Raw genomic sequence first — 21,630 nt, 5'->3', positions numbered from 1 at the left:
AAAGGACTAGACCAAAGCGTCAATAGGTGTGGACCAAGCCGAAGCCCGTCAAGGCCGGACGCCCGCAGGGGAGTTGGAACACCCCGTCGCGCTCGGGAAGGGCGGTGGCACGTTCTGTGAGGCACCCCACACCGCTCGCCCATCTGGACGTCGATCAGGCGTGGCACACTGGCCATGTATCAGTAGCAGCGCACTCCGGGGTCGGTGAAAGTCCGAACCGGCGGTTACAGTCCGCGACCCGGTCGCCTCCAGCGGCCGGTTGACCAGGTGAAATTCCTGGACCGACGGTTAAAGTCCGGATGGGAGGCAGTGCGCGGCGAGCGGGCATACGTGCGCGCCGCCGAAGAAGTCCGTCCTCCGGACGGACTTCGTCCGGCGTCGTCCCCGGTGTCCTCGCTCGTACTTCTGTCGTCATCGACAGCCCCGGAGTCCGTGCCCGAAGAGGCAGGAGGACCCGGGAAGTGTTCACCGGAATCGTCGAAGAGCTGGGCGAGGTCACCGCCGTCGAGACCCTCGACGACGCCTGTCGCTTCCGCCTGCGAGGCCCCGTCGTCACTCAGGGCGCGAAACACGGCGACTCCATCGCCGTCAACGGCGTCTGCCTCACGGTCGTCGACCACGAGGGCGACGAGTTCACCGCCGACGTGATGGCCGAGACCCTCAACCGCTCCAGCCTCGGCGCGCTCAAGGCCGGCTCCCGCGTCAACCTCGAACGGCCCATGGCCGTCGGCGAACGCCTCGGCGGGCACATCGTGCAGGGCCACGTGGACGGCACGGGCGAGATCCTGGAACGCAAGCCCTCCGACCACTGGGAGATCGTGAAGATCTCCCTCCCCGCTGACCTCACCCGGTACGTGGTCGAGAAGGGTTCCATCACCGTCGACGGCATCAGCCTCACCGTCGTCGACGCCGGCCCCGACTACTTCACCGTCAGCCTCATCCCCACCACCCTCGACCTGACCACGCTCGGCCACAAGCAGCCCGGCGACCCGGTCAATCTCGAGGTGGACGTCATCGCCAAGTACGTCGAGCGGATGCTGGGCGACCGGGCCTCGTCCGAAGGGGCGGCGGCCAAGTGAACTCGCTGAACTCCGAGGCGTTCGTCCTCTTCGGCCAGCACATCCTCTGGTCGGACATGATCGGCAACCTCTTCGGCCTGGCCGCCCTCGCCCTCGGCTCGCGGCGCTCCATATGGACGTGGCCCGTGCAGTTCCTGGCCGGCCTCATCCTCTTCGGGGTCTTCTTCGGCCATCTGACCGGCAGTGCGGGCAAACAGGCGGTCGTCATGGTCGTGGCCCTGTACGGCTGGTGGCAGTGGCAGCGCGGCAAGAGCCAGGCGGAGGACGGCCACATCGCCGTACGGTTCGCCACCTGGCGCGAGCGCGGAGCGATGATCGCAGCGGCCGCCGCCGGTACGGTCGCCGTGGCGCTCCTCTTCAAGGCGTACCCCACCCTGTCCTGGGACCCCTGGCCGGACGCGTACATCTTCGTCGGCACGATCGTCGCCATGTACGCGCAGGCCCGCGGCATGGTCGAGTTCTGGTTCGCCTGGCTGCTCGTCGACCTCGTCGGCGTGCCCCTCAACTTCGCCAACGGCTATGCCTTCTCCGGCTTCGTCTACGTCATCTACGGCGCGCTCGTCCTGTGGGGCCTGCGCGACTGGTGGCTGCGCTCCCGCGCGGCAGCACAGCCCGCCCTGGAAGGAGCTCCGGCATGAGCGCCGCAAGCGCCCTGTACAGCACCGACGACGTCGAGGACTTCGCGCTCGACCCCGTCGAGCAGGCCATCGCCGACATCGCGGCGGGCCGCCCGGTCGTGGTCGTCGACGACGAGGACCGGGAGAACGAGGGCGACCTCGTCATCGCCGCCGAGAAGGCGACCCCCGAGATCGTCGCCTTCATGATGAGCGAGTGCCGCGGCCTGATCTGCGCCCCCATGGAGGGCGAGGAGCTGGACCGGCTGAAGCTCCCCCAGATGGTGGAGGACAACACCGAGTCGATGAAGACCGCGTTCACGGTCTCCGTCGACGCCTCCGCCGCGCACGGCGTGAGCACCGGCATCTCGGCCTCCGACCGCGCCACCACCCTCCAGTTGCTCGCCGACGGCGTCTCCGGACCCGACGACTTCGTCCGCCCCGGCCATATCTTCCCGCTGCGTGCCCGGCCCGGCGGGGTCCTGACGCGCAACGGCCACACCGAGGCCGCCGTCGACCTCGCCCGCCTCGCGGGCCTGCGCCCGGCCGGCGCGATCGTCGAGATCGCCGGTGAGGACGGCACGATGCTGCGCCTGCCCGAGCTGATCCCCTTCGCCCGCAAGCACGGCCTGACGATCATCTCCATCGAGGACCTGATCGCCTACCGCCGCAGCAGCGAACCCACCGTCCGCCGTGAGGCCAGGACCCAACTGCCCACCGCCCACGGCACCTTCACGGCCTACGGCTACCGCTCCACCGTCGACGGCGTCGAACACGTCGCCCTGGTGCACGGCGAGATCGGCGACGGCGACGACGTCCTGGTCCGCGTCCACTCCGAATGCCTCACCGGCGACGTCTTCGGCTCCGCCCGCTGCGACTGCGGACCCCAGCTGGACGCCTCGCTGGCCCGCATCCAGGCCGAGGGCCGGGGAGTCGTGGTCTACCTGCGCGGACACGAGGGCCGCGGCATCGGCCTGATGTCCAAACTGCGCGCCTACGAACTCCAGGAGCAGGGCCACGACACCCTCGACGCCAACCTCGAACTCGGCCTGCCCGCCGACGCCCGCGACTACGGCGCCGGAGCGCAGATCCTCGCCGACCTCGGCGTGCGCGGCGTGCGCCTGCTGACCAACAACCCCGACAAGACCGACGCGCTCGTCCGCCACGGCATCGCGGTCAAGGCCCGCGTGCCGATGCCCGTGAGCGCCGGCGAGCACAACCTCCGCTACCTGCGCACCAAGCGGGACCGGATGGGCCACGACCTGCCCTGGCTGGACACGACCACCGTGCCGGCCTGTGGCAACCAGTAACAGAGCACAGAGGGAGAGACGTGAGCGGCAAGGGTGCACCGGAACTGTCCGTACGCAATGTGGGTGACCTCCGGGTCGCCGTCATCGCGGCGCAGTGGCACGAGAAGGTGATGGACGGTCTGGTCGACGGCGCCCTGCGCGCCCTGCACGACCTCGGCATCGACGAGCCGACCCTCCTCAGGGTCCCCGGCAGCTGGGAGCTCCCCGTGGTCGCCAAGGTCCTCGCGGGCCGCGGCTACGACGCGATCGTCGCCCTCGGCGTCGTCATCCGCGGCGGAACCCCACACTTCGACTACGTGTGCCAGGGCGTGACCCAGGGCCTCACCCAGGTCTCCGTCGACACCGGCGTCCCCGTCGGCTTCGGCGTGCTGACCTGCGACACCGAGGAGCAGGCCCTGGACCGCGCCGGAATCGAGGGCTCCAGCGAGGACAAGGGGCACGAGGCGGTGACGGCCGCGGTGGCGACCGCGGCCACGCTCCGCTCAGTATCCGAACCCTGGCGCTGACGGAAGCCACCTGTGGCATAGGCTGAGCGTCACCATGTCCAAGAAGACGTTCGAGGAGCTCTTCACCGAGCTCCAGCACAAGGCCGCCCAGGGCGACCCCGCCACTTCCCGCACCGCAGAACTGGTCGAGAAGGGCGTCCACGCCATCGGCAAGAAGGTCGTCGAAGAGGCCGCCGAGGTGTGGATGGCCGCCGAGTACGAGGGCAAGGAGGCGGCCGCCGAGGAGATCTCGCAGCTGCTGTACCACGTCCAGGTGATGATGGTCGCCCGCGGCATCTCCCTCGACGACGTCTACGCCCACCTGTAAGCCGCACCCGTTCCCGTACGACACCCACGCGAAGGAAGCCGACCTCATGCTGCGCATCGCCGTCCCCAACAAGGGTTCCCTGTCAGGCCCTGCGGCGGAGATGCTGCATGAGGCCGGCTACCAGCAGCGCCGGGAGTCCAAGGAACTGCGGATCGTCGACCCGACGAACGAGGTCGAGTTCTTCTACCTCCGCCCCCGCGACATCGCGATCTACGTCGCCTCCGGCCAGCTGGACATCGGCCTCACGGGCCGGGACCTGCTGATCGACTCCGGCGCCGAGGCGGAGGAGATCCTCGCCCTCGGCTTCGCCCGCTCCACTTTCCGCTACGCCTGCAAGCCCGGCACGATCAGCGACCCGGCGGACCTGGCGGGCAAGACGATCGCCACCTCCTACGAGGGCATCGTCGCGGCGCACCTCGCCGACCACGGCATCGACGCCTCCGTCGTCCACCTCGACGGCGCCGTCGAGACCGCCATCCAGCTCGGCGTCGCCCAGGTCATCGCCGACGTCGTCGAGACCGGCACCTCGCTGCGCAACGCGGGCCTGGAGGTCGTCGGCGAGCCGATCATGAAGTCCGAGGCCGTCGTGATCCGCCGCACCGGCGCGGACGGCGACGACCCCAAGGTGCAGCAGTTCCTGCGCCGCCTCCAGGGCGTCCTGGTCGCTCGGACGTACGTGATGATGGACTACGACTGCCGCGTCGAGCAGCTGGAGAAGGCCGTCGCCCTCACCCCCGGCCTGGAGTCGCCGACCGTGTCCCCGCTGCACAACGAGGGCTGGGTCGCCGTCCGCGCGATGGTCCCGGCCAAGGAGGCGCAGCGGATCATGGACGACCTCTACGACATCGGCGCCCGGGCCATCCTGACCACGGCCATCCACGCCTGCCGTCTGTGAGGGGCGCGCACTGATGTCCGACCTGCCCACCCTGCCCGTCACCTTCCGGCCGGGCAGCACCCGCGCGGTGCTGCTCACCGCCGCCGTCGCGATCCTCGTGGTGATCACGGCCGTCGCGATGATGCTGAAGCAGCTCAGCCCCGCCGAGCGTCTCAGCTTCGTCGTCACGGCGCTCCTGCTGGACGCGGTGCTGCTTCTGCTGGCGCGACCCAAGGTCGTCGCCGACGCAGACGGCGTCACCGTGGTCAACCTCACCAACAAGCGCCGGCTGGAATGGGCCGAAATCCTTCAGGTGACCCTCCGGCCCGGCGACCCCTGGGTGTTCCTCAACCTCAGCGACGGCACCAGCCTGCCGGCGCTCGGCATCCAGCCGGGCATCAACCGACAGCGCGCGATCGCCGACGCCCGGGCCCTGCGGGCGCTCGCCGAGGCCCGTTCCGTCGCGGACCCCGAGCGGCCTCGGGGCTGACTCGGCGGATCCACAGGACGGTCGCCACTGCCGCACCGGGCCGTGTCTTGATTAATCTGTTGGTGGAGGCGCGACGGATGCGCCTCCACCTCTGTTGCCCCGCCCGGTGCACAGAGGCTCCTGCTGACCGAGGAGTGACCCCCTCCGGCGATGGACGGATCGTCCTGCAGTACCTGCGCCGCCCCCTGCCGACATAGCGCGGACCGTGTCCGCGACCGTGCGGAGGCGGCGGCATCATGACCATCCCCCTGCTGCTTCTGGCAGCCGCGTTCCTGCTGATTCTCGCCAACGGATTCTTCGTGGCGGCCGAGTTCGGACTCGTGACGGTCGAACGGCCGGAGGCCGAGAAGGCCGCCGCCGAGGGCGACCGGCGTGCCCAGCGCGTCGTCGAGTCACTCAAGGAGCTGTCCTTCCAGCTCTCCGGCACTCAGCTGGGCATCACCATCACCTCCCTGGTCGTCGGCATGCTCGCCGAACCGGCGCTGGCCGAGCTGCTGCACGGCCCGTTCACCTCGATCGGCGTCCCCGAGGGGGCCGTCTCCGGTGTCACGGTCGTCGTCGGCATGCTGCTGGCCTCCGCCGTGCAGATGGTGATCGGCGAGCTCCTGCCCAAGAACTGGGCGGTGTCCAGGCCGCTCCAGGTCGCGCGCTTCGTCGCGGGCCCGCAGCATGTCTTCGCACGGCTGTTCCGGCCGGTCATCGCCGGCCTCAACGCCGTCGCGAACCGGCTCGTGCGCGCCCTGGGCTTCGAGCCCGCCGAGGAACTGGCCTCCGCCCGCACCCCCGGCGAGCTCGTCTCCCTCGCCCGCCACTCCGCCCGGGCCGGCGCCCTGGAACAGGACACGGCCGACCTCTTCGTCCGGACCCTGTCGCTGGGCGAGCTGACCGCGCAGCACGTGATGACGCCGCGCGTGAAGGTCAGCGCCCTCCAGTCCTCGGCCACCGCCGAGGACGTGGTCAACCTGACCCGCGCCACCGGCCTGTCCCGCTTCCCCGTCTACCGGGAGAGGATCGACGAGGTCGTCGGCATGGTCCACCTCAAGGACGCCCTGGCGGTGCCCGTGCGGGACCGGCTGAGGACCCCCGTCGGCCGCATCGCCCGCCCGGCGCTGCTCGTCCCCGAGACGCTGCCGGTACGGCCGCTGCTCGCCCGCCTGCGCAGCGAGCAGCCGATCGCGGTCGTCGTCGACGAGTACGGCGGCACGGCCGGTGTCGTCACGCTGGAGGACATCGTCGAGGAGATCGTCGGCGAGGTCCGCGACGAGCACGACGGACACGACCTGCCCGAGCTGGCCGCCGCCCCGCCGGAGGACGGCAGGCTCGCCTGGGACGTCGACGGCAGCTGCCGGGTCGACATCCTCCAGCGCATAGGCCTGGAGGTGCCCGAAGGCCCGTACGAGACCGTCGCGGGTCTGATCGCCGACCTGCTGGGCCGCATCCCGGCCGTCGGAGACAAGGCGGAACTGCCCGGCTGGCGGCTGTCGGTACGCCAGGTCGGCCACTACCGCGCCGAGCGGGTCCGGCTGGTCAGGACGGCCCCCGTCGCCATCGTGGAGGCGGCCCGATGAGCGTGCTCCAACTGACCTTCGCCGCCCTGCTGGTCCTCGCCAACGGCTTCTTCGTCGGCGCCGAGTTCGCGCTCGTCTCCGTACGCCGCAGCCAGATCGAACCGCTCGGCACGGCCCGCGCCCGGCAGGTCCTCTACGGCCTGGAGCGGCTGCCACAGATGATGGCGGCGGCCCAGTTCGGCATCACGATCTGCTCCCTCACACTCGGGGCGGTCGCCGAACCTACCGTCGCGCACCTCCTGGAGCCGGTCTTCGAGTGGCTCCACCTGCCGCACGGCGTGATCCACCCGCTCACCTACGTCATCGCCCTCGCCGCCGTGGTCTTCTTCCACCTCGTCATCGGCGAGATGGTCCCGAAGAACCTGGCGATGGCGGCCCCCGAGAAGGCCGCGCTGTGGCTCAGTCCCGGCCTGGTCTGGTTCGCCCGCTTCTGCAAGCCGATCACCGCCGCCCTCGGGGCCTGTTCCCAGGGCATCCTGCGGCTCTTCCACGTCGAGCCCAAGGACGAGGTCGAGGCCGTCTTCACCAGTGAGCAGCTCAACCGGCTGGTGGAGGACGCCGGCCAGGCGGGTCTGCTCGACCCCGACGAGGCCGAAAGCCTGGAGGACGCCCTGGAGCTGGGCTCCCGCCCGGTGACGGACGTCCTGCTGACACGCGAGTCACTGGTGACGGTCAGCCCGTCGGTCACCCCCGGCCGCATCGTCGAGCTCACCGCCCGCACCGGGTACTCCCGGTTCCCGGTCGCCGCGGAGAACGGCGCGTTCATGGGCTACCTGCACGTCAAGGACGTCCTCGACCTGGAGCACTCGGACCGGGCCGTGCCGCAGCAGTTGTGGCGGCCCATGACGACGCTGCGGTCCGAGTTGCCGTTGGACGACGCGTTGACGGTGATGCGGCGGGCGGCGACGCACCTGGCCCAGGTGGCCGACGGGTCCGGGAAGGTGCTCGGGCTGGTCGCGCTGGAGGATGTGCTGGAGCTGTTGGTGGGGGAGGTGCGGGATCCCGCGCATCGGGAGGTGCGCGAGGTGAGGCTGACCGAGCCCAGGTCCGGCGAGGAGGTACTGGCGACGTAGCCAAGGCCGGGTGGGGGCGCAGCCCGTCGCCGCGGGGTGCCTCGCCCAAGCTCTCGGCTTCGCTCGAGCAGGGGGCACCCCCATCGCCCGCCCGTGCCGCCTTTGGCGGCACGGTTGCCCGCAGCTAGGCCGACGGATCCTGCGGCCCCCTCCCCGACAGCACCTCCCCGTACGCCTGCATCAGATCCGGCAACCGCAACGTCGCCAGATCCTCCCTCCCCAGCGCCCCGGGATACACGGACAACCGCAGATCCCGGTACGCGCAGCTCTTCTCGTACAGCGTCCGCAGGAACCGCCCGTTGCCCAGCTCGTCGATCCACCCCTGGTCCACCACGTGCCCGGCGATGGACCGCAGCTCGTCGAGGGCCTCCTCGTCCCAGAGGTCGCCGTTCTCCGCGGCGAGCACCTTGCCGATCTCGGTGAGTTCGAGGGGCCGGTAGGAGGGGAAGTCGACGCGGGTGGTGAAGCGGGACGACAGCCCGGGGTTGGCGGCGAGGAGGCGGTCCATGCCCTCGGGATAGCCGGCCAGGATCACCACGAGGTGGTCGCGGTTGTCCTCCGCCCGCTTCAGCAGCACCTGGAGCGCCTCGTCGCCGTACGCGTCCCCCTTGCCGTAGCCCGAGTTGGACAGCGAGTAGGCCTCGTCGACGAAGAGCACGCCGCCGAGCGCCGAGTCGATCAGTTCGTTCGCCTTCACGGCCGTCTGCCCGAGGTACTCGCCGACCAGGTCGGCCCGCTGTGCCTCCACGAGATGGTCGCCGCCGAGCAGGCCGAGGGCGTAGAAGACGCGGCCGAGGATGCGGGCGACGGTGGTCTTGCCGGTGCCGGAGGGGCCCGAGAAGACGAAGTGCCGCTTGGGAGGCTGGACCGGCAGGCCCTGGCCGGCCCGCAGCCGGGCCATGTTCAGCTGTGCTGACAACGCCTTGACCTGGCGTTTCACCGGCTCCAGACCCACCATGCGCTCCAGCTCGGTGAGCGCCGCCTCGAGTAACGCCGGATCGGTGGGTCCGGTGGGCAGCGACGGCGCCGGGCCGGTCCGCGAGCGCACCGCGGGGTCGGTGAGCGGCGGCAGGGGAGCGGAGGCCGGCGGTTCGGGGTCGGGCAGTCTCAGGTCGCGGCCCTCGGTGCCGAAGAGCGGGTCGAACCCGTCCGGACCGTCCACGGCGTCCTGGCCGGCGCCGGTGAGCGTGATCGCCGCGAGGTCCGTGGCCTCGTCGTACCCGTCGCCCTCGGCGATCGCGGCGAGCCGGGCCGAGGTGTCCATGAAGGCGGGGTCGACGCGGTGCACGGCCCGGTACAGGGGGAGCGCTGCGGCGCTGCGGCCGGTGCCCTCGTGCGCCCGGGCCAGCCAGTAACGCAGTTCCTTGCGCTGAGGCTGCTCGCTGCGGCAGCGCATCAGCGCGGCGGACAGCAGCGGTTCGGCCTGCCCGTACATCTCCAGGCGGACCCGGGCCATGCCACCGAACAGGCCCGCCTCGATGCCGAGCATCGGGTCGTCCAGGAGCGGGTCGGTGTGGCGGACCAGCTGCTCCCAGTCCTTGACGAGATAGGCACGGCAGGCGTGCAGGAAGCGGACATGGGCGTCGGTGTCCACCGGCGGCAGCCCGGCGAGGGCGCGGTCCAGCTCGGGGACGTGGCGGCCGTCCAGCCAGTGGGAGGCGTGCGCGAGCAGCAGATCGCGGGGGCTCTCCAGCACGGGCTGCACCCACCAGCCCAGCCAGTACCAGGAGTTGAGGGCCCGGCGATAGCGGGCGCGCTGTTCCCCGAAGCGCTCCCGGTGCCGGAACATCCTAAGCAGCGCGGTCGTCGTGTCGACGCGCAGCGCGTGCAGCCCGAGCCAGCCGTCGGCCATCCCGGAGTCCATCCGCACGGCGGCGCGGAACTCCTCCTCCGCCTGCGGATAGGCGCCCATGGTGTAGGCGTCCACGCCTCGCAGCCAGGCGAGGTCGGCCGGGGCCTGCGGGCCCTGCGTGCCGAAGTCCATCACGTCCCCCACGAACCGTGCCCCCGTCGGTATACCAACGAGCCGTCCCCCAGCCGGCTGCCCTGCTCGAACCGCTGTGCCACGGACCGGAGTTGCAAGGTGCGCGAAGCAACCGTCCGTTGGTCGCAACGAGGGCATCGTACCTGCGGGGGCGGCGCCCCCGTAGGGTGCCGCACGGGGCGTTCGGCGAGGTGGGAGCGGATGCGGCACACTCCCGCACGGTGACCGAGGGTGAGCATTCGGCGCCGCGCCGGGCCCGGAAGAACGGCAGAAGACAGAACGAAGCCCCCGGTCACGGGGGAACAACCGGGGGCTTCGCGTCTGTGGGCGGCTCCGAATGGCCGCACATTGAGAACGTAAGACCTGTACGGGCCCCCGGTCAAGCCGAGTTGAAGCACTTCGGCAAGTTGTCCCGCAAGGCCCTTCACAAGTTCAGCACACTGCGGGCGGCCCGTCACCGTGCGTGAGGGGCCGGCCCGGTCCAACAGGCCCCGCAGGCCCCGGAATCACCTCGTACCCCTTCTCTCGCTGTCGTACCAGGAGATCGGCGAACGGCCGCGAGGGATCGTCGGCGAAATGCCGGCGTTCCGCCGGGACCCATCCGTCCCAGAACTCCCGCTGTTCCTCCCCGTCCCGTGACCGTCCCCGCGCCCAGGACTCGTCACGGGGCAGCTCCATCCACAGCAACAGGGCCAGGTGGGGCCGCAGCGCCCGGCGTCCCGCGCCGACGCCCTCCACGAGGACCACCGGAGCGGGCGGCAGGGGGCGCGGCGTACCGAAGCGGCGGGCGCGCCAGTCGTAGGGGGCGTAGTGCGCGGTCCGGCCGTGGGCCAGCGGCTCGATCACCTGGTCCAGCAGCCGTCCGGTCCAGCCGAACAGTTCGTCGTGGGTGGCGATGTCGTCGAGGCGCAGCACCGGCGCGCCGCCCAGCGCCATGGCCAACTGCTCGGCGAACGTGGTCTTTCCGGAGCCGGCGTGCCCGTCGACGCCGACGAGACGGACCGGGCCGCAGGAAGGGGGGAGGCGGCGGATGCTGGAGGCCAGGTCGCGGACGGCGGGCCCCGGTGCGGGGCGGAAGGGCGGAGTCATCTCGCGCAGCACTCTAACGGCGGGGTCATCGGCGCGTGCCAGTGGTCGACGCCAATATTGGTGGGCGTGGCGCGGGCCGAAGTGCTGGCGGGACCCGGCGGGCTGTGCTCCTATGTGGCGCATACACGCGTGCGACCGACCGTGCCACGGACCTGCCCCGCCCCAGCCCGACTCCGACTCCCGGGGGTCCCCGCCATGCGCAGAACCGAACAGCCGTCCCGCAGAACCGTCCTGGCCGCCGCGGTCGCCGCCGCCGTCACCGCTGGCTCGGGTCCGGCGGCCGCCGACACCGAGGAGCCCATGACGACCGACACCGCGCAGCCCACCCGCGCGGTCCCGGCCCACGTGGACAACCGGGCCTGGACCTCGTACGGCGACTGGTGGGGCGGTACCGCCCGGGGCACCCGCGCCGTCGCGGGCGCCCGCCCCGGCGTGGCGATCGCGAAGCCCGCCGGGACCACCGACTACACGGACCCGCACACCGGCACCACCGCCCGCTGGGAGTACGGCACCTGGACATCCCCGGTCCACCGGCTCGTCGTCCCCGCGACGGAGGCGATCGTCTCCTGGAACGCGCGCACCCCGGCCGGCACCTGGCTCCAGGCGGAGATCAAGGCCGCCTACACCGACGGCACCAGCACCCCCTGGTACGTGATGGGCCGCTGGGCGGCCGGCGACCAGGACATCCGGCGCACCTCGGTCGACGACCAGAGCGACGGCAAGAGCAGCGTCTGGACCGACACCCTGGCGATCGACGACCCGTCGACAGGCCTGCGCCTCGCCTCGTACCGGCTGCGCCTGACTCTCCACCGCAAGCCGGGCACCAAGGCCACGCCCACCGTGTGGCGGCTCGGCGCGATGGGCTCCGACGTACCCGACCGGTTCACCGTCCCGGCGTCCGTGCCCGGCCTCGCCAGGGAACTGGTCGTCCCGCGGTACTCGCAGGAGATCCACAAGGGGCAGTACCCCGAGTACGACAACGGCGGCGAGGCATGGTGCAGCCCGACGTCCTCCCAGATGATCATCGAGTACTGGGGTGGCCGGCTCACCCCGGAACAACTGGCCTGGGTGGATCCGTCATACGCCGATCCGCAGGTGTGCCACGCGGCCCGCTTCACCTACGACTACCAGTACGCCGGTTGCGGCAACTGGCCGTTCAACGCCGCCTACGCGGCCACGTTCGAGGACCTCCAGGCCGTGGTCACCCGGCTCGGCTCGCTCACCGACCTGGAGACGCTGATCGCGGCGGGCATCCCGGCCATCACCTCCCAGTCCTTCCTGAAGGAGGAGCTGACCGGCGCCGGGTACGGCACAGCCGGGCACCTCATGACCGTCGTCGGCTTCACGGCCGACGGCGACGTCATCGCCAACGACCCCGCCTCGGAGAGCAACGAGGCCGTGCGGCGCGTCTACCGGCGGCAGGAGTGGGAGAACATCTGGCTGCGGACCAAGCGGTACAACGCCTCCGGCAAGGTCGTCTCCGGCACCGGTGGCGTCTGCTACCTGTACTTCCCGGCACGCCCGACCGCCGCCCAGCGCAAGGCGCTGACAGCCGTGGGCGTGCCCGTGTGACCAAGCTCTCGGTCGCAGAAGCCGCTCCCGGTGGCAAGGTGGACAGGCCCTCGGGGGAAGCCCGTCCGCATCGAACCAGCGAGAAGACATGACCGCGCACGCAATCACCGCAGCCCGCGTCCCCACCGCAGCCCGCGCCCGCACCGGCGGCCCACAGGACGACGGTCCGAAGATCGTCGAGCATGTCGCGGGCTGGACTCTCGTCGTGGTCCTCGCGATGCTCGTGACCCAGCTCGGGCTCCTGTGACCGGTCGCGGCGTGCTGTGACCTGACCCGCGACCCTGCCCTCCGGCCTGCCATACTGCGGACGTCCCGCCTCGCCGCCCGTTGGAACCAGGGTCGAAATTGAATATCAGTCAACAGCCTGCCGCGCGTCCCAGAGCCCGCGGCACCGAGCGCTCGCTGGCGCGCCGTGCCGAACTCATCGCGATCGGGCGGAGGTTGTTCGCCGACACGTCCTACGACGCCCTGTCGATGGACGACATCGCCCGGCAGGCGCACGTCGCCAAGGGGCTGATCTACTACTACTTCCAGTCCAAGCGCGGCTACTACCTGGCCATCATCCAGGACTCGGTCACCGAGCTGGTCACCCTGGCGGCGAGCGGACACGAACTGCCCCCGGTCGACCGCGTCCAGCGCACCATCGACAGCTATCTGCGCTACGCCGAGCACCACCAGGCCGCGTACCGCACCATCGTCAGCGGCGGCGTCGGCTTCGACACCGAGGTGCACGCCATCCGTGACGGCGTGCGCGAGGCCATCGTCACCACCATCGCCGAGGGGGCGTACGGCCGCGCCGACATCACCCCCTTGGCGCGCATGGGGCTGCTCGCCTGGGTGTGCAGCGTCGAGGGCGCCACCCTCGAATGGATCGACCGCCCCCAACTGGCCCGCGAGACCATGTGCGAGCTGCTGGTGAAGGGACTCAGCGGCGCCCTGCGCGCGATCGAGGAGCTGGACCCCGCCTACCCGGCTCCCGAGGCCGCCCGCCAAGACGCATGAGCCGGGGGGCGGAGGGATCCGTCACGATCCCTCCGCCCCCCGGCCGCCCAGGCTTACTTCATGGCCTTGATCAGCTCACCGTTCGCCGTGTCGCCGCTCAGCTCCCAGAAGAACGTGCCGCCCAGCCCCTGCCGGTTCTTGTAGTTCATCTTGGTCGCGATGGTGGCCGGGGTGTCGTAACTCCACCAGTCGCTGCCGCACTTGGCGTACGCCGTGCCCGCCACCGTCCCCGTCGCCGGGCACTTGGTCTTGAGCACCTTGTAGTCGTCGATGCCCTGCTCGTACGTGCCCGCCGCCGGGCCGGTCGCGGTGCCGCCGGGTGCCGACTGGGTGACGCCGGTCCAGCCGCGGCCGTAGAAGCCGATGCCGAGGAGCAGCTTCGAGGCGGGGATGCCGAGGCCCTTGAGCTTGGCGATGGTCGCCGAGCTGTGGTTGTCCGCCTTCGGTATGCCGGAGTACGACGTCAGCGGGGAGTGCGGGGCCGTCGGGCCGGTGGCGTCCCAGGCGCCGAAGAAGTCGTACGTCATCGGGTTGTACCAGTCGACGTACTGGGCGGCGCCCGCGTAGTCCGCCGCGTCGATCTTGCCGCCCGGGGTGGCGTCGGCGGTGATTGCCTGGCACCGCAGGCGTTCGGGTACTCCCAGTCGATGTCGATGCCGTCGAAGACGTCGGCCCACTTGGAGTTCTCGACCAGGTCGTAGCAGGACTGGGCGACGGCGGCCGGGTTCTTCGCGGCTTCGCCGAAGCCGGCCGACCAGGTCCAGCCGCCGAAGGACCACAGGACCTTGAGGTCCGGGTGCTTCTGCTTCAGCTTGCGCAGCTGGTTGAAGGTGCCGCGCAGCGGCTGGTCCCAGGTGTCGGCCTTGCCGTCGACGGACTCGGCGGCGGTGTAGGCCCGGTCGGTGGCGGCGTAGGCGTCGCCCATCGCGCACTTGCCGCCGGTGACGTTGCCGAAGGCGTAGTTGATGTGCGTGAGCCTGGCCGCCGAGCCGGAGGTCTCGATGTTCCTGACGTAGTACTTGCGGTCGTAGGTGCCCCATTCGGTGAAGTACCCGATGACCTTGGACCCGGCGGCCTTGGCGCCGGGAGCGGCCTTCGCGCCGGCGGCGGCCTCCTGAGCCGAGGTCGCCGCGGTGGCGGAGGTGCCCGCGCCGGCCAGCAGACCGGCGCCGAGGACGGCGCAGCAGGCCGCGGACACGATGGCCCGGAAGCGGGAGCGGTGGGGGGTGTGCATCCGGTGTCTCCTCGTGGGGAGAGGGAACGCGTGCCGATTGGCATGAACGCGGTGAAGGGGTGGAGCGAAACAGTAGAAGGACTAGACCAGTAAGATCAATGGTCCGGACCAATTTCGCTCCCCGGGGGCGCTCGGGTATTTCTTGAAGTAAGCGGTCGTTAACTGGTGACGGGATGCCTCCGATCGGGCATACTCACAGCGCAGAGCCGCTGGTCAGCAGCTTCCGAGACCCGGAACTGCAACCATCGGCCAGGCACCAGAACGACCCGGCGGCGTCGCCCCCACCCACGGGCCCGCCCGCCAGTGCCCGACAGGGAGGAGAGCGTCGCCATGCCCGACCGCGCCCCGCAGCCGGTGGACCGGCAACTGCCCACGGAGGAGGCCCGGGACCTGATCTCGCTCGTCCGCGACATCGCGCAGCAGGAGATCGTCCCGAAGGCGGCCGAGGAGGAGGACGCCGGCCGCTTCCCGCGCGAGCTGTTCACCCTCCTCTCGCGCTCCGGCCTGCTCGGCCTGCCGTACGACTCCGAGTACGGCGGCGGCGACCAGCCCTACGAGGTCTACCTCCAGGTCCTCGAAGAGCTCGCCGCGGCCCGCCTCACTGTCGGCCTCGGCGTCAGCGTGCACTCCCTCGCCTCCTACGCACTCGCCGCATACGGCACCAAGGAACAGCAGGTCGAGCACCTGCCCGCGATGCTCGGCGGCGGCCTGCTCGGCGCCTACTGCCTCTCCGAGCCGCACTCCGGCTCCGACGCGGCCGCCCTGCGTACCAAGGCCGTGAGGGACGGCGACGCCTGGGTGATCACCGGGACCAAGGCCTGGATCACACACGGCGGGATCGCCGACTTCTACACGGTCATGGCGCGCACCGGCGAGGAGGGCCCGCGCGGCATCACCGCGTTCCTGGTGCCCGGCGACGCGCCTGGACTGAGCGCCGAGCCGCCCGAGAAGAAGATGGGCATGAAGGGCTCGCCCACCGCCCAGGTGCACTTCGACGGCGTGCGCGTCGGTGACGACCGGCGTATCGGCGAGGAGGGGCAAGGCCTCGCGATCGCCCTGTCGGCGCTCGACTCGGGGCGGCTCGGCATCGCGGCGTGCGCGACCGGCGTGGCGCAGGCGGCGCTCGACCAGGCGCTGGCGTACGCGACCGAGAGGCGCCAGTTCGGCAAGCCGATCGCCGACTTCCAGGGGCTGCGCTTCATGCTCGCCGACATGGCGACCCAGATCGAGGCGGGCCGGGCGCTCTACCTGGCGGCGGCGCGACTGCGGGACGCGGGCCGGCCGTTCGCCACGCAGGCGGCCATGGCCAAGCTGCACTGCACCGACACGGCGATGCGGGTCACCACCGACGCCGTGCAGATCCTCGGCGGCTACGGCTACACCGCGGACTTCCCGGCGGAGCGCTACATGCGCGAGGCGAAGGTGCTCCAGATCGTCGAGGGCACCAACCAGATCCAGCGGATGGTCATCGCCCGCCATCTCGTGGGTCCAGAGGGACGCTGAACTGGTCGAGGCCCCGCCAGGGCGCCGCGAGCCGCATCCACTCCGGGTCGTGCCGGCCCGGGAGTGTGCGGCCGCGCTCTGCCCAGGCCCGCATCAGGTCGCGGTAGATCGGCGGGTCCTGATAGCGCGGCGCGGTCGGCCGAACCGATTCTGCGGGTGGCGGGACGAACAGGAGGCGTTGACGCCCGGTCGCTGAGGAGATGGGGGTCATACCTGGGCAACGCGGAAGAGGCCGTACAGGTCACCCGACAGCGGAATCGGGCGTGCGTTCAGGGGCGCGGAGGCGCCCGCGGCCCGGCTGTGGCCTGGATCCGGGCGCACTGATCCCGCACCACGGCGGACTGCGAGCCGTGGTGCGGGGCAGTCACGGGGATGGAGCGAGCGGGCGAAGAAGACCCGTGCTCAGGCCGCTTGGTGGCGCACGACGGAGACCCTGATGGGGCGTGAGCCCGGGCCGCCGACGTGCGAGAAGGGCTGGGTCCGCCAGTCGAGTCCCTGAGGGAGCGTCAACAGCAGGGCGGTGTCCTGCTCCTGCGGTTCGACGGACTCGTCCGCGGGGCGGGCGTCCGCAGCGCTGCGGCCGGTTCCGGCGCAGACCGTGAGTCCGAACGGGTTCCACGGCGAGGCGCACAGCGCGTGCTCCGGCAGAACCTCCTCGTCCGCCAGCAGGGCGATTGGCTGTGCGCAGTCCGGGCAGACGACCCGGAACATCTCGAAGGTGTCGTAGGCGTCGAGCTCGTCGTCGAAGGCGTCGGGTTCGACGCCCTCCGGCTCGGGCTCTACGACGAGCTGCTCCCGCTTGGGTGCGGTGCGACTTGGGCGCTTAAGACTCTGCATTGGGTTCTCCCCCTCGGGCTGGGCCGTATCAGGCACTGCGGCCTCGACCACAGCAAGCACTTCCCGTCCCCTCTGGGCGGTAATCACGAGAACATTACGGAGACTGTTCGAGCCCTGTGGCGTTCGTCACATGCCGCGCGCAGGTGCCCACTGCGGCGGGTTTGTCCCCCTGACGGCTGACAGCCGCCGTCGGCCAGGTCACGAACCTGCCATGGCCTGGGCCGCTCAGGTATCCGAGGAGATCAACCGCCCTGTAGGTTCTTGCGTCATGGAGGAGCTGGACCGACAGATCGTGCAGCTGCTCGTCAAGGACGGGCGGATGAGCTACACCGACCTGGGCAAGGCCACGGGGCTGTCCACGTCGGCCGTGCACCAGCGGGTGCGCCGGCTGGAACAGCGTGGCGTCATCCGCGGCTATGCCGCGGTCGTCGACCCGGAGGCCGTCGGTCTGCCCATGACCGCGTTCATCTCGGTCAAGCCCTTCGACCCCAGCGCGCCCGACGACATCGCGGACCGCCTCGCGGACGTGCCCGAGATCGAGGCGTGCCACAGCGTCGCGGGCGACGAGAACTACATCCTCAAGGTGCGGGTCGCGACGCCGCACGAGCTGGAGGAACTGCTGGCGCGGGTGCGGTCGTTGGCGGGGGTGTCCACGCGGACGACGGTGGTGCTGTCCACGCCGTACGAGGCGCGGCCGCCCCGGATCTGACCGCCGGTTCTCCGGCCGCGGATAGTTCGCGGCCGGTCTGCGCGGTTCCCGGCGCCCCGTTTCAGGCGTGGAGGTGAGGCCTGTGAGACTTGGCTTCATGAGTGAGTCCACCGCCCCGCCGAAGACCGTCCTGCTCCGTCGTGGAGAGGTGCACAGCCCTGCCGATCCGTTCGCTACCGCCATGGTCGTGGAGCGGGGGCAGGTCGCCTGGGTCGGTTCGGAGGGCGCTGCCGAGGCCTTCGCGGACGGCGTCGACGAGGTGATCGACCTGGACGGGGCGCTGGTCACCCCGGCCTTCACCGATGCGCACGTGCACACCACCGCCACCGGGCTCGCCCTCACCGGCCTCGACCTGTCCGGTGCGCCCTCCCTGGAGGCCGCACTCGCCCTCGTGCGGGACTTCGCCGCCGCCCGGCCGGACGACCCCGTGCTGCTCGGGCACGGCTGGGACACCGCCCGCTGGCCCGGCGGCCGTCCCCCGACGCGAGCCGAACTCGACGAGGCCACCGGCCACCGGCCCCTCTACCTCAGCCGGATCGACGTCCACTCGGCGGTCGTCACGACCGCCCTGCTCGACCTGGTCCCCGACGCCCCCCGCGAGGACGGACCGCTCACCGCCGACGCCCACCACGCCGTCCGCGCCGCCGCGTTCGCGGCCGTGACGCCCCGGCAGCGCGCCGACGCCCAGCGCGCCGCCCTCGCGCACGCCGCCTCGCTCGGCATCGGCACGATCCACGAGTGCGGCGGTCCCAAGATCTCCTCCGAGGACGACCTGACCGGCCTGCTGCGCCTCGCCGCCGAGGAGCCCGGTCCGCGCGTCGTCGGCTACTGGGCCGAGGAGGACGTCGCCAAGGCCCGCGAGCTGGGCGCGGCCGGCGCCGCGGGCGACCTGTTCGTCGACGGCTCCTTCGGCTCGCACACGGCCTGCCTGCACCAGCCGTACGCCGACGCCGGCCACACCGGCAGGGCCTACCTGGACACCGCCGCCGTCGCCGCCCACGTCGTGGCCTGTACCGAGGCGGGCCTCCAGGCCGGGTTCCACGCCATCGGCGACGCGGCGGTGGACTCCGTGGTCGAGGGCGTGCGGGCCGCCGCCGGCAAACTCGGCCTCGCTCGTGTCCGGGCCGCCCGCCACCGGATCGAGCACGCCGAGATGCTCACTCCCGAGACCGTCGCGGCCTTCGCCGAACTCGGCCTCACCGCCTCCGTCCAGCCCGCCTTCGACGCCCTGTGGGGTGGCGAGGACGGCATGTACGCGCGGCGACTGGGGGTCGAGCGGGCCCGGGCGCTGAACCCCTACGCGGCGCTGCTGCGCGCCGGTGTGCCGCTCGCCTTCGGCTCCGACAGCCCCGTCACGCCCCTCGACCCCTGGGGCACGGTGCGAGCCGCCGCCTTCCACCGCACGCCGGAGCACCGCGTCTCCGTGCGCGCCGCGTTCACGGCGCACACGCGCGGTGGCTGGCGGGCCGTCGGGCGGGACGACGCGGGCGTCCTGGCGCCGGGCGCGCCCGCCGACTACGCGGTGTGGCGCACCGGTGAACTCCTGGTCCAGGCCCCGGACGACCGGGTCGCCCGCTGGTCGACGGACCCCCGCTCCGGCACCCCCGGCCTGCCCGATCTGACCCCGGGCCGCGACCTGCCCGTCTGTCTGCGCACCGTGGTGGGCGGACGCACGGTCTTCGTACGGCCGGGCGAGTGATCTACGGGGGTGGCGCGCATGCGATCATGCGCCGCGCCGCCGTCGCGCGACCTGCGCATCCTCCGCGCTGACCAGGGCTTTGCCGGGATATGCACAGGTCAAACGGCTGTTGACAGGCGGCCGCAGGGGGCCGGTAGGTTCGGCCGAGTCCACCACCGGACGCCCGACCGGGGAACGTCCGCGCACTCGCCGCAGCGCCGCCGGGTCAGGGACGGTGTGCCGCACCGGCGCACCGCCACTGGGAGCCAGGCTCAGGCCGGCGCGGCGCCGAGGCAGCGTTCCGGCCGGTCGGGGAGGTGTGACCCGGGTGGGGCCCGGAAGCTCAGTAGACAACGGCTTTCGGTCGATCCGCAGCCAGCGGATCCCTGGTCGGCCCGAAGGGCGCCGGGCCCCCATCCGTCGTACGCTCGCAGCCGAAGGCGCATTCTTACCCGCGTCTTGCGGATTCGACACCACCATTCGAACGTCCTGTCACGTCATCGCAGGCCGGGCCCACTATGGTGGATCCCTGCGTACGGACATGAAGGGGCATCAGTGAACGACGGCGACGGAACCCTCGCGGCAGGAGCTCAGGGGAGGAAGTTCGGCCCGCTCGGCACGGCCTTGGTGATCATCCCGACCTACAACGAGGCGGAGAACATCAAGAGCATCGTCGGCCGGGTGCGCGAGGCCGTCCCCGAGGCGCACGTACTCGTGGCCGACGACAACAGCCCGGACGGCACGGGGAAGCTGGCCGACGAGCTGACCGTCGACGACGACCACGTCCACGTGCTGCACCGCAAGGGCAAGGAAGGCTTGGGCGCCGCCTACCTCGCGGGCTTCCGCTGGGGCCTGGAGCGCGACTACGGCGTGCTGGTCGAGATGGACGCCGACGGCTCCCACCAGCCCGAGGAACTGCCCCGTCTGCTCACCGCCCTGAAGAGCGCCGACCTGGTGCTCGGCTCGCGCTGGGTGCCCGGCGGCCGGGTGGTGAACTGGCCGAAGTCCCGCGAGGTGATCTCCCGGGGCGGCAGCCTCTACTCCCGGCTGGCGCTCGATCTGCCGCTGCGTGACATCACCGGCGGCTACCGCGCCTTCCGCCGCGAGACCCTGGAGGGCCTCGGCCTCGACGAGGTCGCCTCCCAGGGCTACTGCTTCCAGGTCGACCTCGCCCGCCGCGCGGTCAGGGCCGGCTACCACGTCGTGGAGGTGCCCATCACCTTCGTCGAGCGTGAACTCGGCGACTCCAAGATGAGCCGCGACATCCTCGTCGAGGCGCTGTGGCGGGTCACGGCGTGGGGCGTGGGGGAGCGGGTCGGGAAGGTCACGGGCCGCGGCGGCAAGCCGTCGAATCCGTAGCCATCCGACCGGGCCGCTTCCCGACCGGGCCGCTTCCCGACCGGGCCGCTTCCCGACCGGGCCGCTTCCCGGCCGGGCCGCTCACAGGAACAGCTGATCGTGGCCTTATCCCGTGCTGAGCCGGGGCCAGGCACACTGGAGGCATGACGACTGGCGCTCAGACTCCCAGATCTCCCGCCCGGCCCCGGCGCTCCCGGCTGCGCACGTTCCTGCCGTTGGGCGTCGCCGCGTGGCTCGTGCTGGAGATCTGGCTGCTCACGCTGGTCGCGGGGGCGTCGAGCGGGCTGGTGGTCTTCCTCGTCCTGGTGGCGGGCATCATCCTCGGCTCGGTCGTGATCAAGCGGGCCGGCCGGCGGGCCTTCCGTAACCTCTCCGAGGCGCTGCAACAGCGACAGAGCGGCGTGATGCCCGCGGCGGCCCGGCCGAACAGCGAGGGCAACGGCCTGATGATGCTGGGCGGACTCCTGCTGATGATCCCCGGCCTGGTGTCGGACGCGGTGGGCCTGCTCCTGCTGCTGCCCCCGGTCCAGAAGGCCGTGAGCCGCTCCGCTGAGCGCACCTTCGAGCGCAAGCTCCGCGAGGCCGACGCGGGCACCCTGGGCGGCGCCTTCCAGCAGGCCCGTATGTACCGGCCCGACGGCAAGGTCGTCCCGGGCGAGGTCGTCAGGGACGAGCCGGGCGACACGCCGCAGGAACCGCGCCCGCCGCTGACGCACTGAGCGTCCCGGCGTCCGGGTGCACTGCGCCCCGGCAGAGGTCGTAGGGGCGTAGCCGCAGGAGCGCACGACAAGAACACGCGACAGGAGCGCACGACAAAAACCGCGGGCGCCGTACGTGAAGTA

At 71.5% G+C, this 21,630-nt stretch carries 21 protein-coding genes, 1 pseudogene and 1 riboswitch; of the genes and pseudogenes, 17 read left to right on the top strand and 5 right to left on the bottom strand.

Going from position 1 to position 21,630, the window contains the following annotated elements:
* Positions 1–186 precede the first annotated feature (186 nt).
* Positions 187–317, top strand: a riboswitch (FMN riboswitch).
* A 144-nt stretch (positions 318–461) separates the two neighbouring features.
* The 9 genes from HDA41_RS06765 to HDA41_RS06725 all read left to right on the top strand — a co-directional run bounded on the left by HDA41_RS06765 (position 462) and on the right by HDA41_RS06725 (position 7,821).
* On the top strand, positions 462–1,079 hold the full coding sequence (locus tag HDA41_RS06765; RefSeq protein ID WP_184981626.1) for a riboflavin synthase: 618 nt from the start codon (positions 462–464) through the stop codon (positions 1,077–1,079).
* Entirely contained in the window at positions 1,076–1,717 is a 642-nt protein-coding gene (locus HDA41_RS06760) for a nicotinamide mononucleotide transporter family protein (protein WP_184981624.1), read from the top strand. The genes HDA41_RS06765 and HDA41_RS06760 overlap by 4 nt, the downstream gene beginning before the upstream one ends.
* Complete coding sequence (locus tag HDA41_RS06755) at positions 1,714–3,003, top strand: bifunctional 3,4-dihydroxy-2-butanone-4-phosphate synthase/GTP cyclohydrolase II (RefSeq protein WP_184981622.1); 1,290 nt, start codon at positions 1,714–1,716, stop codon at positions 3,001–3,003. Before HDA41_RS06760 ends, HDA41_RS06755 begins: the two co-directional genes overlap by 4 nt.
* A gap of 20 nt (positions 3,004–3,023) precedes the next feature.
* Positions 3,024–3,509, top strand: a complete 486-nt coding sequence (gene ribH, locus HDA41_RS06750) for a 6,7-dimethyl-8-ribityllumazine synthase (RefSeq protein WP_031116695.1) — start codon at positions 3,024–3,026, stop codon at positions 3,507–3,509.
* Between the two features lie 34 nt (positions 3,510–3,543).
* Positions 3,544–3,816 carry a phosphoribosyl-ATP diphosphatase gene (locus HDA41_RS06745; RefSeq protein WP_003988914.1) on the top strand — a complete coding sequence of 91 codons (273 nt, stop codon included), beginning with the start codon at positions 3,544–3,546 and terminating at the stop codon, positions 3,814–3,816.
* Between the two features lie 46 nt (positions 3,817–3,862).
* Positions 3,863–4,711, top strand: a complete 849-nt coding sequence (gene hisG / locus HDA41_RS06740; protein WP_184981620.1) for an ATP phosphoribosyltransferase — start codon at positions 3,863–3,865, stop codon at positions 4,709–4,711.
* Between the two features lie 13 nt (positions 4,712–4,724).
* On the top strand, positions 4,725–5,180 hold the full coding sequence (locus tag HDA41_RS06735) for a PH domain-containing protein (protein ID WP_184981618.1): 456 nt from the start codon (positions 4,725–4,727) through the stop codon (positions 5,178–5,180).
* A gap of 236 nt (positions 5,181–5,416) precedes the next feature.
* Positions 5,417–6,748 carry a hemolysin family protein gene (locus HDA41_RS06730; protein WP_184981616.1) on the top strand — a complete coding sequence of 444 codons (1,332 nt, stop codon included), beginning with the start codon at positions 5,417–5,419 and terminating at the stop codon, positions 6,746–6,748.
* On the top strand, positions 6,745–7,821 hold the full coding sequence (locus HDA41_RS06725) for a hemolysin family protein (protein ID WP_184981614.1): 1,077 nt from the start codon (positions 6,745–6,747) through the stop codon (positions 7,819–7,821). Before HDA41_RS06730 ends, HDA41_RS06725 begins: the two co-directional genes overlap by 4 nt.
* Before the next feature lie 124 nt (positions 7,822–7,945).
* Here HDA41_RS06725 and HDA41_RS06720 read toward each other — a convergent pair whose 3' ends face one another.
* Positions 7,946–9,805, bottom strand: coding sequence for an AAA family ATPase (locus HDA41_RS06720; RefSeq protein WP_184993214.1), 1,860 nt, complete (start codon positions 9,803–9,805; stop codon positions 7,946–7,948).
* Positions 9,806–10,237: 432 nt separating this feature from the next.
* Entirely contained in the window at positions 10,238–10,894 is a 657-nt protein-coding gene (locus HDA41_RS06715) for a uridine kinase family protein (RefSeq protein ID WP_184981612.1), read from the bottom strand.
* Positions 10,895–11,089: 195 nt separating this feature from the next.
* Here HDA41_RS06715 and HDA41_RS06710 point away from each other — a divergent pair, with 195 nt between their 5' ends.
* The 3 genes from HDA41_RS06710 to HDA41_RS06700 all read left to right on the top strand — a co-directional run bounded on the left by HDA41_RS06710 (position 11,090) and on the right by HDA41_RS06700 (position 13,468).
* Positions 11,090–12,466 carry a C39 family peptidase gene (locus HDA41_RS06710; RefSeq protein WP_184981610.1) on the top strand — a complete coding sequence of 459 codons (1,377 nt, stop codon included), beginning with the start codon at positions 11,090–11,092 and terminating at the stop codon, positions 12,464–12,466.
* An 88-nt stretch (positions 12,467–12,554) separates the two neighbouring features.
* Entirely contained in the window at positions 12,555–12,713 is a 159-nt protein-coding gene (locus HDA41_RS06705; protein ID WP_184981608.1) for an SCO1431 family membrane protein, read from the top strand.
* Between the two features lie 98 nt (positions 12,714–12,811).
* Entirely contained in the window at positions 12,812–13,468 is a 657-nt protein-coding gene (locus tag HDA41_RS06700) for a TetR/AcrR family transcriptional regulator (RefSeq protein ID WP_184981606.1), read from the top strand.
* A 53-nt stretch (positions 13,469–13,521) separates the two neighbouring features.
* Here HDA41_RS06700 and HDA41_RS06695 read toward each other — a convergent pair.
* Positions 13,522–14,702: pseudogene (locus tag HDA41_RS06695) on the bottom strand (glycoside hydrolase family 18 protein).
* A gap of 330 nt (positions 14,703–15,032) precedes the next feature.
* On the opposite strand from HDA41_RS06695, the gene HDA41_RS06690 reads away from it, so the two are divergent.
* Positions 15,033–16,205, top strand: a complete 1,173-nt coding sequence (locus tag HDA41_RS06690; RefSeq protein WP_184981604.1) for an acyl-CoA dehydrogenase family protein — start codon at positions 15,033–15,035, stop codon at positions 16,203–16,205.
* Here HDA41_RS06690 and HDA41_RS42655 read toward each other — a convergent pair.
* Both HDA41_RS42655 and HDA41_RS06685 read right to left on the bottom strand, forming a co-directional pair.
* Positions 16,168–16,416, bottom strand: a complete 249-nt coding sequence (locus HDA41_RS42655; protein ID WP_086601218.1) for a hypothetical protein — start codon at positions 16,414–16,416, stop codon at positions 16,168–16,170. The two genes, HDA41_RS06690 and HDA41_RS42655, sit on opposite strands and share 38 nt — an antisense overlap.
* Positions 16,417–16,607: 191 nt before the next feature.
* Positions 16,608–17,042: a hypothetical protein gene (locus HDA41_RS06685; RefSeq protein ID WP_184981602.1), complete on the bottom strand. Its 435-nt coding sequence runs from the start codon at positions 17,040–17,042 to the stop codon at positions 16,608–16,610.
* Between the two features lie 268 nt (positions 17,043–17,310).
* On the opposite strand from HDA41_RS06685, the gene HDA41_RS06680 reads away from it, so the two are divergent.
* The 4 genes from HDA41_RS06680 (at position 17,311) to fxsA (ending at position 21,507) form a co-directional block, all read left to right on the top strand.
* Positions 17,311–17,751 carry an Lrp/AsnC family transcriptional regulator gene (locus HDA41_RS06680; protein WP_010046337.1) on the top strand — a complete coding sequence of 147 codons (441 nt, stop codon included), beginning with the start codon at positions 17,311–17,313 and terminating at the stop codon, positions 17,749–17,751.
* 97 nt (positions 17,752–17,848) lie between these two features.
* Positions 17,849–19,450, top strand: coding sequence for an amidohydrolase (locus HDA41_RS06675; protein WP_184981600.1), 1,602 nt, complete (start codon positions 17,849–17,851; stop codon positions 19,448–19,450).
* A 534-nt stretch (positions 19,451–19,984) separates the two neighbouring features.
* Positions 19,985–20,788, top strand: coding sequence for a polyprenol monophosphomannose synthase (locus HDA41_RS06670; RefSeq protein WP_184981598.1), 804 nt, complete (start codon positions 19,985–19,987; stop codon positions 20,786–20,788).
* 143 nt (positions 20,789–20,931) lie between these two features.
* Positions 20,932–21,507, top strand: coding sequence for an FxsA family membrane protein (gene fxsA / locus HDA41_RS06665; protein ID WP_184981596.1), 576 nt, complete (start codon positions 20,932–20,934; stop codon positions 21,505–21,507).
* The last annotated feature ends 123 nt before the right edge of the window (positions 21,508–21,630 follow it).

This window comes from Streptomyces caelestis, assembly GCF_014205255.1.
GTDB classification, from domain to species: Bacteria; Actinomycetota; Actinomycetes; order Streptomycetales; family Streptomycetaceae; genus Streptomyces; species Streptomyces caelestis.
Note: the sequence above shows the minus strand (reverse complement) of the source record. Positions and strands in the feature narration are given on the sequence as shown.